7 protein-coding genes are annotated in these 8,520 nt (G+C 38.9%); 4 read left to right on the top strand and 3 right to left on the bottom strand.

Annotated features, from left to right (window positions below; genetic code table 11):
* Window positions 1-225 precede the first annotated feature (225 nt).
* Complete coding sequence (locus tag BZK16_RS10040; RefSeq protein WP_077928749.1) at window positions 226-543, top strand: hypothetical protein; 318 nt, start codon at window positions 226-228, stop codon at window positions 541-543.
* Window positions 544-611: 68 nt separating this feature from the next.
* Here the strand turns inward: BZK16_RS10040 and tsaB are convergent, their stop codons facing one another.
* The 3 genes from tsaB to ettA are packed head-to-tail and all read right to left on the bottom strand — an operon-like array spanning window position 612 to window position 3,184.
* Complete coding sequence (gene tsaB, locus BZK16_RS10035; protein ID WP_077928748.1) at window positions 612-1,319, bottom strand: tRNA (adenosine(37)-N6)-threonylcarbamoyltransferase complex dimerization subunit type 1 TsaB; 708 nt, start codon at window positions 1,317-1,319, stop codon at window positions 612-614.
* A complete protein-coding gene (locus BZK16_RS10030) occupies window positions 1,316-1,492 on the bottom strand; it encodes a zinc-finger domain-containing protein (RefSeq protein ID WP_077928747.1) in 177 nt (58 codons plus the stop codon). The genes tsaB and BZK16_RS10030 overlap by 4 nt, the downstream gene beginning before the upstream one ends.
* A gap of 24 nt (window positions 1,493-1,516) precedes the next feature.
* A complete protein-coding gene (gene ettA, locus BZK16_RS10025; RefSeq protein WP_077928746.1) occupies window positions 1,517-3,184 on the bottom strand; it encodes an energy-dependent translational throttle protein EttA in 1,668 nt (555 codons plus the stop codon).
* A 236-nt stretch (window positions 3,185-3,420) separates the two neighbouring features.
* Between ettA and BZK16_RS10020 the strand changes: the two genes are divergently transcribed.
* The 3 genes from BZK16_RS10020 to BZK16_RS10010 are packed head-to-tail and all read left to right on the top strand — an operon-like array spanning window position 3,421 to window position 8,392.
* On the top strand, window positions 3,421-4,515 hold the full coding sequence (locus BZK16_RS10020) for an HlyD family secretion protein (protein ID WP_077928745.1): 1,095 nt from the start codon (window positions 3,421-3,423) through the stop codon (window positions 4,513-4,515).
* An 18-nt stretch (window positions 4,516-4,533) separates the two neighbouring features.
* Window positions 4,534-7,260 carry a ribosome-associated ATPase/putative transporter RbbA gene (rbbA, locus tag BZK16_RS10015; protein WP_077928744.1) on the top strand — a complete coding sequence of 909 codons (2,727 nt, stop codon included), beginning with the start codon at window positions 4,534-4,536 and terminating at the stop codon, window positions 7,258-7,260.
* 1 nt (window position 7,261) lies between these two features.
* Window positions 7,262-8,392: an ABC transporter permease gene (locus BZK16_RS10010; RefSeq protein WP_077928743.1), complete on the top strand. Its 1,131-nt coding sequence runs from the start codon at window positions 7,262-7,264 to the stop codon at window positions 8,390-8,392.
* Window positions 8,393-8,520 lie beyond the last annotated feature (128 nt).

The raw sequence follows: 8,520 nt of genomic DNA, 5'->3' as shown, positions 1-8,520 counted from the left end.
CAATAGAATTACCAGAACAACTACCATGTCTTAGCATGAGATTTATCAAAACATTCTAATAATCATTACAGTTTATCCAAGAAAACCATAAAACATTCAAAATTCCAGTTGAACATTATTGATAATTATATAAACTTAGTATTTACAGAATTACCTGTACTACAATTAAGCCATTACTTTGGACTTAGTATTCCGATAAATTAAATATATATTTAGAGAAACAATATGAAGAAAAATATTATTGCTATTGCAGCATTTGCACTCATCTTAACTGGCTGTACAACTATGGATAAAAACGTTGCTGTAGTTCAACTACAAAAAGCAACTGCAAGCATGATGGGTTTAGCATCTTCTGATGAACTGACTGTTTCCAAAGTATCTTTCAATGAGCCTGATGCTTTTGGTGGCCAAAAAATCTCATACCGTGCAAAAACTCAAAGGGGCCGTACTTTAGATTGTACTGCTAATATGCAACCAGGTTTATTATCAACACCTCCAAGTGTAACTAACCCAGTTTGTGTACCTTTAAGTGTTCATAAATAAGTACAATGTACAAAATAAATAAAAAAACCGCTTAATCAGCGGTTTTTTTTCACACAATACAAATAGTACTAAGACTCTTTCTTCAAAGCTTCCTGTTCTTCTATTGTCAATGCAATATTATTACGAAGATAAATTGGCGAAACCTGATCCGCATCTAATGCCATGCCATTTTCAAAATCATCAATGGATAACAATGCAATTTCACCAGCACGTGGATAAACATTCTTTTCAATGAATTCTGGTTTCAATGCTTCCACCCAATTAGGTGTGACATTCCAACCATCACCAGCACCAATAATATTAGCCAAGCCAACAATACCTGCGAAATTAGGAATTTCATCGATCTTTGTCACTTGCTCAGGTAATACCGTTACAACTTCTTTATCTTCTAAACGATAAACGCCCCAATAAACTTCTTTCATTTTGGCATCCAACATCACTAATACGGTACGATCAGCATGCGTATCCAAAACTTGTTGCGCCATTGCCTTTAAAGTAGAAACAGGAACAACAGGAATTTCTAAACCAGCGCCCATGCCTTGCACAAATGCACAAGCCACACGCAAGCCAGCAAAACTACCAGGACCTGCACCAAATGCCAATCCTGTCAGTTCACTGACATCAACTTCAGCAACTTTCATGACTTCATCAACCATCGGCTTTAACAGCTCAATATGTTTACGAGGTGCAACTAAATAACGCTCTATCAATTCACCATCTATATATAGTGCAGCTGAACAAGCTTCCGTTGATGTATCTATTGCTAAAATTTTCACGCTTGCTCATCCATTGTGTAAATATCACCACAGTATGGGCATGTCACTGAACCGTTCTCATTCAGTGCTAAATAAACTCTTGGATGCAAATCCCACACATCAACATTCTCTGGTGGGCAACAAACAATCACTTCTCTATCTTTTACTTGGTGAGTCACCGGATGAGCATTCATTAGATCTTCCCTCTATAACTTTAATTAACGAGTAATTGATTTATATTTCAAACGATGTGGTTGATCCGCATCCATACCTAAACGACGTTTACGATCAACTTCATAATCTGCATAGTTACCTTGGAACCATTCAACATGCGAGTTACCTTCAAATGCCAAGATATGCGTTGCAACACGATCCAAGAACCAGCGATCATGCGAGATTACCACGATACAACCAGCAAATGCCAAGATAGCATCTTCTAGCGCACGCAATGTTTCAACGTCCAAGTCATTCGTCGGTTCATCCAGTAGAATAACGTTGCCACCTGCACGAAGAACTTTCGCCAAATGAACACGGTTACGCTCACCACCTGATAAATCTTTGATGAATTTCTGCTGATCTGAACCTTTAAAGTTAAAGCGACCACAGTATGCACGTGATGGGATTTCATAAGTACCCACACGAATGATATCTTGACCTTCAGAAATTTCTTCCCAAACAGTTTTGCTACCATCTAAAGTATCACGGCTTTGATCTACATAAGCCAACTGAACAGTTTCTCCTACGCGGAATACACCAGCATCTGCTTGTAAATGGCCTGTCATTAACTTAAACAATGTAGATTTACCTGCACCGTTTGGACCGATCACACCAACGATACCACCACGTGGCAAGTTGAAGTTCAAGTTTTCATATAATAACTTGTCGCCAAATGCTTTCGCTACATCTGTCGCTTCAATCACTAATTCACCCAAACGTGGACCTGCTGGAATATAGATTTCCATTGTTTCGTTACGTTTTTGGAACTCTTGGCTTTCTAATTCTTCAAAACGTTGGATACGTGCTTTAGATTTAGCTTGACGGCCTTTAGCATTTTGACGAACCCATTCCAATTCTTGCTTCAATGTTTTCGCAAATGCTTCTTCTTGCTTCTGTTCTGTTTCTAAACGCTTAGTTTTTTGTTCTAACCAGTTAGAGTAGTTACCTTCCCATGGAATACCATGCCCACGGTCAAGTTCTAAGATCCAGCCTGCAACGTTATCTAAGAAGTAACGGTCATGCGTTACCGCAACAACAGTACCAGGATAATCATGCAAGAAACGCTCCAACCAAGAAACTGATTCAGCATCCAAGTGGTTCGTTGGTTCGTCTAATAACAACATATCAGGTTTAGACAGTAGTAATTTACACAAAGCAACACGACGCTTTTCACCGCCTGACAATACTTTTACATCTGCATCCATTGGTGGCAAACGTAATGCATCCGCTGCGATTTCCAATTGGCGATCCAAAGCATGACCATCAACTGTGCTCAAGAAAGATTCCAATTCAGCTTGTTTAGAAGCCAATGCATCAAAGTCTGCATCTGGTTCTGCATATGCGGCATAAACTTTATCTAACTCAGCCAATGCTTCTTTGATTGGGCCTAATGCTTGTTCTAAGTTACCACGAACATCTACTGTTTCATCTAACTGTGGCTCTTGCGCTAAGTAGCCAATTTTAATGCCAGCTTGTGCACGCGCTTCACCTTGAATCTCTTTATCAACACCTGCCATGATTTTCAACAATGTTGATTTACCCGCACCATTCAAGCCCAAAATACCAATTTTGGCACCTGGGAAGAAAGAAAGGGAAATGTCTTTCAAGATCTCTCTTTTCGGAGGAACGATCTTGCTTACTCGGTTCATAGTATAGATAAACTGCGCCATACTGATTGCTTTCCTTAGTATTAAATATGAAAAATGAAGCCATTTTACCCTATTCGATTTGAAAACGCTTGTTTTCGATGACAATTGTCAAAACCTCTCACATTTACAGTGGAATCAATACGCTTGATAGATATTAATCACAGCTTAAAATGGCTATTTATTAGGAAAAATGATAAAACTAATACATATAAACTTATGAAAATATTTTAATAATTAATTGAATTGTAGAGGTGTATATGAGCTCGCCAAGTAACAATAAGGCTAAAACAGGTATTATCATCGCAGCTGTCGCTGTCATTATTGGCGCAGGCTGGTATTTTTCTCGTGATAATTTGCACGGCATCACAGTGAGCAACGGTCGCATTGAAGTGACACCTTTAGATATTTCAACCAAACTCCCTGGACGCATTGATAAAATATTAGCGGATGAAGGTGATTATGTAGATCAAAACCAAATCTTAGCTGTGATGCAATTAGATTCATTAGAAGCTCAATTGAACGAAGCCAAAGCTCATCACCAACAAGCTATTCACCAAGCTAATAGCGCTAAATCGGTAATTGCAGCAAGAGAAAGTGATAAAGCGGCAGCACAATCCGCAGTATCTGCAAAAGAAAGCCAGTTATATGCTGCTAATCGTAAATTCCAACGTATCAAAACATTAACAGCCAAAGGTGCTGCAACTGAGCAGGATTTAGATGATCAAGAAGCTTACACAAAAGTTCTTCAAGCTGAAATTGAAACAGCAGAAGCACGAGTGCAAGCAGCACAAGCAGCCATTGATGCAGCTAAAGCGCAATTTATTGCGACTGAGTCACAAATTACAGCAGCACAAGCAACGATTGACCGTATTCAAGCTGACATTAAAGATGCTAACTTAATCGCCCCTGTAAAAGGCCGCATTCAATACAGAATTGCAGAACCTGGTGAAGTTCTAGGTGCTGGTGGAAAAGTTCTAAACTTATTAGATTTATCCAAAGTTCACATGACATTCTTCTTGCCAACTCAAGCAATCATAGGCTTAGTTGCAGGCGAAAAAGATGGTTCTGAAGTACGTATTATCTTAGATGGTGCGCCTGGATATGTAATTCCTGCACGTATTACATTCATCTCTGCTGAAGCACAATTCACACCAAAAACTGTGCAAACGGAAGATGAACGCCAAAAATTAATGTACCGCGTGAAAGCGAAATTTGATCCTGAATTATTAGAAAAGTATCAAAAGTACATTAAAACAGGTGTTACTGGCGAAGCTTACATCAAAACAGATAAAAATATGGAATGGCCGAAACGCTTTGACATCAAATTATTGGAAGAACCTTCTGCTGAATAAAGAACGGAAGGAGATCACATGAAACATCAATTCGTTGTATCTGTCAGCGATCTTTCACTCAATTATGGTGAAATCAAAGCGCTGAATCATTTATCTATCAACATTCCCACTGATATCGTTGTGGGATTGATTGGTCCTGATGGAGTTGGAAAATCCAGTCTATTGTCATTGATATCTGGTGCTCGTGCGATTCAATCAGGCGAAGTCATCGTTCTCAATGGCAATATGCGTGAGAAATCTGTGCGTGATGAAATTTGCCCTCGTATTGCCTATATGCCACAAGGATTAGGTAAGAACCTCTATCCAACATTGTCTGTTGAAGAGAATCTACAATTCTTTGGTCGCTTGTTTGGGCACGATGAACATGAGCGCAGGCAGCGCATCGATAATCTCACCAAAAGTACAGGGTTATACCCTTTCTTAGATCGCCCTGCTGGTAAATTATCTGGTGGAATGAAGCAAAAGCTTGGATTATGCTGTGCTCTCATTCACGACCCTGATCTTTTGATCTTAGATGAACCAACCACAGGCGTTGATCCATTAGCACGAGCACAATTTTGGGATCTCATTGATCGTATTCGATTAGAGCGCCCACAGATGAGCGTAATCGTTGCAACTGCTTATATGGATGAAGCTGAACGTTTTGATTGGCTGATTGCCATGGATGATGGCAAAATATTGGATACAGGCACACCAAAAGAATTATTAGAAAAAACGGATAGCGATAATTTAGAAAGTGCTTTCATTAAATTACTACCCAAAGAAAAACGAGAGAACTTTGAGCCAGTCACAGTTCCGCCATTAAACTTAGATGAAAATTCACCAATCGCTATTAAAGCTGAAGGCTTAACCATGCGCTTTGGTAATTTTACTGCGGTTGATAATGTTAGCTTTGAAATCCATAAAGGTGAAATCTTTGGATTCTTAGGCTCTAACGGCTGTGGTAAATCCACTACTATGAAAATGCTCACAGGCTTATTACCCGCAACTGAAGGTCAAGCCTGGTTATTTGGTAGAGAAATCGATCCTAAAGATTTGGATACCCGCCGCCGCGTTGGCTATATGTCACAAGCATTCTCTTTATATAGTGAATTAACGGTATTACAAAACTTAGAACTGCACGCACGTTTATTCCATGTACCCGAAAATGAAATCAATGCTCGCATCAATGAAATGGTTGCACGCTTTGAACTCAAAGATGTTTTACATTCATTGCCTGATGATATTCCGCTTGGAATGCGCCAGCGTTTATCTTTAGCTGTGGCAATGGTACATAAACCTGAATTGTTGATTTTGGATGAACCAACATCTGGCGTGGATCCCGTTGCTCGTGATAATTTCTGGCGTTTATTGATAGATTTATCTCGAAATGATGGTGTAACAATCTTTATATCAACACACTTTATGAACGAAGCATTGCGCTGTGATCGAATGTCCATGATGCATGCGGGTAAAGTGCTTGACAGTGATGCCCCACAAAATCTCATTAAAAAGCAAGGTACAGCAACGCTCGAAGAAGCTTTCATTAAATATCTAATTGATGCAGGTGCAGGCACAGATGATGAAGAGCAACCTGAATCACTGACTCAAGGCAATACTACTTCTACAGAGCATTTCCATCGTTTTAGTTGGCAGAGATTACTCAGTTATACATGGCGTGAAACCTTAGAATTAAAGCGTGATCCAATTCGTGCAACTTTGGCATTATTAGGCTCAATTATTCTGATGTTTGCCATTGGTTTTGGCGTGACATTGGATGTTGAAGATTTACCTTATGCAATTTTTGACCGTGACCAAACAACTTTAAGCCATAACTATGCCAACAATATTTCTGGCTCTCGCTATTTTGTAGAAAAACCACCGATCCATAGTTATGAAGAATTGGATCGACGAATGCAAAGTGGTGACATTGCTTTAGCCATAGAAATACCAGGCAACTTCGCGCGTGATGTAGCAAAAGGTATGCCAATTGCCATTGGTGCTTGGGTAGATGGCGCAATGCCAAAACGTGCCGAAACCATTCGTGGTTATGTACAAGGCTTGCATCAAGGCTGGCTAACTAGTATTGCAAAATATGAGTATGGCATGGAATTGAAACCCGCATTTAATGTAGAAATGCGCTATCGCTACAATCCTGATATTCAAAGCATCCAAGCTATTGTACCTGCAATCATTCCTATTTTATTGTTATTAATTCCATCCATGTTGACAGCATTATCCGTTGTACGTGAAAAAGAGATGGGTTCCATCATCAATTTATATGTTACACCTGTGACTAAATTGGAATTCTTACTAGGTAAACAAATTCCGTATGTTGCAATTTCAATGCTGAACTATACATTAATGGTGATTCTTGCCATTTACTTCTTTGGCGTCCCCATGAAAGGGAGCTTCCTAGCACTATCATTAGTGACATTACTATTCTGTATATTCTCCACAGGATTTGGTTTATTGGCTTCAACGTTAACCAATAGCCAAATTGGGGCAATCTTTTTCACAGTGATTCTCACATTGATTCCTGCTGTGCAATTTTCAGGTTTAATTAACCCAGTTTCATCCTTAGAGGGTTTTGGTGCAATTGTTGGGCAAATTTATCCAACCTCTCACATGCTCACAGCAACACGTGGGGTTTTCAGCAAAGCACTGCACTTGAATTCATTGACACACGAATTGATGGTGTTAATCATTGTTGTGCCAATCATTATTTTGGCAAGCGTTGCATTATTGAAGAAGCAGGAGGCATAACATGAAAGCTCAAAGAACTGCCAACATCTATCATTTAGGCATTAAAGAATTGTGGAGCTTGATTCGCGATCCTATTTTATTAGTGCTCATTGTATTTGCTTTCACAGGTATGGTTTATACAGCTGCAACAGCAATGCCAGATGGCTTACAAAATGCATCGATTGTTTTTGTGGATGAAGATCGTTCCACATTATCTAATCGTATTAAAACAGCATTTTATCCACCTGAATTCACCAAACCACACGATATTAATTTGGATGAAATGGATCGTGGTTTAGATAAAGGCGAATATACTTTCGTTGTAAATATTCCGCCCTACTTTCAAAAGGATGTGATGGCAGGTAAACAACCGTCCATTCAATTGAATATCGATGCTACTCGTATGTCACAAGCTTTTACAGGTAATATGATTGTGAATCAAATCATCAATGGCGAAGTAAGTGAGTTTCTAGAGCGTGCTAGAACACCAGTAGAGTATCCTGTCACAATTGAAGAGCGCATGCGTTTTAATGCAAACCTTACAGCTTCATGGTTTGGTGCTTTGATCGAAGTGATTAACTTAATCACTCTGCTTGCTATCGTATTAACAGGTGCAGCTTTGATCCGTGAGCAAGAAAAAGGTACTGTGGAACATTTATTGGTCATGCCATTAACACCATTTGAAATCATGCTATCCAAAATTTGGTCAATGGGTATGGTGGTTTTAATCTCAGCAACTTTATCATTGATATTCATTGTTAAAGGCGCTTTAAATGTACCTATTATTGGCTCGATTCCATTATTCCTATTAGGCTCTGTATTGCATTTATTTGCCATCAGCTCTATTGGTATTTATTTAGCGACAATTGCCCGCAATATGCCACAATTTGGGATGTTAATGCTCTTAGTATTAATTCCATTGCAAATGCTCTCAGGTGGAATGACACCACGCGAAAGCATGCCAGAAATCATTCAAAATATTATGCTAATTGCCCCCACAACTCATTTTATTGAATTAAGTAAAGCTATTCTCTTTAAAGATGCTGGCTTTGCAATTGTTTGGCAACAATTCTTGATGCTTTTAATCATTGGCATAGTGTTTTTCTACTTTGCTCATAAGCGTTTTCGATCTACAATTAGCAAAATGGCTTAATAAAGAATTATAAGAGGAACGAAATGACTCAACCAATCCCAACAACACATACAATATCTTCACCTGTAGATCTTTTAAAGATAGTTCAACAAATTGAATTATCTCCTAGTCATCATTTATTCTATTTG

This window comes from Wohlfahrtiimonas populi, from assembly GCF_002006795.1.
GTDB classification, from domain to species: domain Bacteria; phylum Pseudomonadota; class Gammaproteobacteria; order Cardiobacteriales; family Wohlfahrtiimonadaceae; genus Wohlfahrtiimonas; species Wohlfahrtiimonas populi.
Note: the sequence above shows the minus strand (reverse complement) of the source record. Positions and strands in the feature narration are given on the sequence as shown.